Here is a 2,602-nt window from a genome sequence, read left to right on the forward strand (position 1 = left end):
GTGGTCGCACCCGACGGCTCGTAGTTCTCCTTACCGCCCACGAAGTCGCGCACCTGCGCGGAGACGGTGGTGCTGGAACCGTCGGCGAAGGTGAGCGTGATCGGCGTTTCCGCGCCGGTGCGCAGCGGCTCCTTCAGCCCGATGAACATCAGATGCTCACCGCCCGGCTTCAGCGTGGCCGACCCGTGCGCGGGAATGGTGAGCCCGCCTTCCTTCTCGCGCATGGTCTTGTCGCCCTGGGCGTCGGCGACCACCTCGTGGATCTCGACCGTGTTCGAGGCCGGACTGGACGCCGCCACCAGCGTGACGTCCTGATCGCTCGAATTCTCGAGCACGCCGAACGCGGCGGACATCCCGCTGTCGGCGGCCTTGATCCACTGATCGCTCATCCGCACCGCGTCGGCGGACGCGGCCGGGGCGTCGGAGGAGGACGAGGAACAGCCCAGGGGCAGCAGGGCCAACGCGGAGACGGCGGCCACCGCACCCAGGCGGCGGACCCGACCGGTCGCCCGGGTGCGGGCAGGGGGGAATGTCGCCCGGCTGCGGGCAGGAGAGAGTACGGACATGACGGAACTCCGATCGTCGAAGGAAGAGTGATTCGCTCCGGCGAGAACCGCCACGATCCGACGAGGTATCGCGCCGCGGGGTCGGGCCGCCGATGCGTGACCGCATTCGACGCCGCTCAGCCGTCGGCGCGTGACATCCGAATCCGGAGGGGGGACCGCGTGGTCACGCGGGAGCGAGAGGGAGGCGTACCCGCCACGGCGGCCCCCGGCGTCCGACTCCGGAACTCACCAGCAATCGCGCCGGTACCGGCCGCTGATCGAAGGCGACGGGCAGTACCCGTCCGGGTGCCACCGGCATCGGCCCGAGTGCGACGATGAACCGGCGCACGCTCGTCACGGCGCGCCGCAACCCCACCTCGGCCGCCCGAATCGCGAACGCGCCGACCGGAATCGCCACCAGATGCGCCGCCACCATGGCCGCGCTCGGCCCGTGCTGATGCTGCTGCGGGGCCAGCGACAGCGCTTCGTGCCCGACGCTCTGCCCGACCGCCAGCATGCCCATGGTCGACAGCACCCCGGCCCGTGGCCGCACCGAGGCCACCACCACGCCGATCAGCCCGCACGCCACGATCAACAGCGCCAACGCCGACCCCCCGACGTCGGTGCTCCCACCTCCGAGCCCGTGGGCCGCCACGGCCACCGCCCCCGACGCCGTACCGACGGCGGCCCCTCGCAGGCGCGCGGCGTGATCGGTCGGTGACAGCACCCGAACATGCTACCGACCTCGCCACTGTCGACTTCACGGCAGGCCGACCCGGCCGGTCTTCCGGCTTGACACCGTTATTTTACTCAATAATCATTGAGTCAATGAATGCTGAGCGATTGTGGTCGGTGGAACGGCGTGCCGATGTGCACGCCGCACTGGCCGACGCCACCCGGCTGCGCATCGTGGATGCCCTGACCGCCGGAGATATGTCGTCCTCGGAGCTGTGCGCGCTGCTGTCGATCCCGACAAACCTGATGGCACACCACCTGAAGGTGCTCGAACGCGCGGAACTGCTCGAACGCGGGCGGTCCGAGGGGGATCGGCGGCGCAGTTATCTGCGGCTGGTGCCCGGGTTCGAGGGGAGGCTGCTGCCGCGTGGCGGGTATGCGGCGGCGCGGGTGGTGTTCGTGTGCAGCCGCAATACGGCGCGGTCACAGTTGGCGGCGGCCGCCTGGGCGCGCCGCAGCGCCGTGCCGGTGGTCTCCGCGGGGACCCATCCCGCCGAACGCGTGCATCCGGGCGCGGTGGCCGCGGCCCGGCGACATCGGCTGCCGTTGCGACCGCGACGGCCACGCGGCGTCGACGGACTGCTGCGCTCCGGTGACCTCGTCATCGCCGTCTGCGACAACGCGCACGAGGAGCTGCCCGCCGAGATCGAACGCCTGCACTGGTCGATCCCGGATCCGGTGCGGACAGGCACGGACGCGGCCTTCGATCACGCACTGGACCTGATCGCCGACCGGATCGAGCGCATCGCCGACACCGTCGCACCCGCCGCGGCCGATCCGCATCCCTGACGTCCAACCACCCCTCACCATCGGAGCCCGTCATGACCGAATCTCCCCTCGCCGCAGCGGCACACCGGCGCGCGGATCTGTCCATCGACCAGCAGTTGGCGCTGAAAACCGCCGCGACCCGACTGCACGACGATTTCGCCACCATGTTCGGCGTGGAGACCATCGAACGGTTCCTGCACTCCTCCTACGACCAGTTCGCCGGGCATGCGACCGTGGTCAACTTCCTACCTCTGCTGGCGGAACGGTTCGCGCGACAGCGGTTGCGGGCGCTCGCTCGCGTGGAGGGCAGGATCGCCGACGGCAAACCCACCGTGCTGTTCCTGTGCACGCACAATGCGGGCCGCTCCCAGATGGCGCTGGGCTGGTTCACCGAGCTGGCCGGGGACGATGCCGTCGCCTGGTCGGGTGGTTCCGAACCCGGCCGCGAGATCAACCCGGCGGCCGTCGCGGCCATGGCCGAGGTCGGCATCGACATCTCCGGCGAGTTCCCCAAACCGTGGACCGAGGAGATCGTGCGCGCGGCCGATGTCATC

4 protein-coding genes are annotated in these 2,602 nt (G+C 70.5%); 2 read left to right on the plus strand and 2 right to left on the minus strand.

Annotated features, from left to right (window positions below; translation table 11 throughout):
• Window positions 1-566 (minus strand): copper chaperone PCu(A)C (locus QK444_RS35390; protein WP_282786364.1); only part of this gene is annotated, 566 nt, incomplete at its 3' end.
• Window positions 567-729: 163 nt separating this feature from the next.
• Window positions 730-1,272, minus strand: a complete 543-nt coding sequence (locus tag QK444_RS35395; protein ID WP_282786365.1) for a hypothetical protein — start codon at window positions 1,270-1,272, stop codon at window positions 730-732.
• A gap of 101 nt (window positions 1,273-1,373) precedes the next feature.
• On the opposite strand from QK444_RS35395, the gene QK444_RS35400 reads away from it, so the two are divergent.
• Window positions 1,374-2,069, plus strand: a complete 696-nt coding sequence (locus QK444_RS35400; protein ID WP_282786367.1) for a helix-turn-helix domain-containing protein — start codon at window positions 1,374-1,376, stop codon at window positions 2,067-2,069.
• A gap of 32 nt (window positions 2,070-2,101) precedes the next feature.
• Window positions 2,102-2,602, plus strand: a 501-nt coding sequence (locus QK444_RS35405) for an arsenate reductase ArsC (RefSeq protein ID WP_282786368.1), incomplete at its 3' end; no start/stop codon positions are given.

The organism is Nocardia sp. CC201C (genome assembly GCF_030010695.1).
Classification (GTDB): Bacteria; Actinomycetota; Actinomycetes; order Mycobacteriales; family Mycobacteriaceae; genus Nocardia; species Nocardia otitidiscaviarum.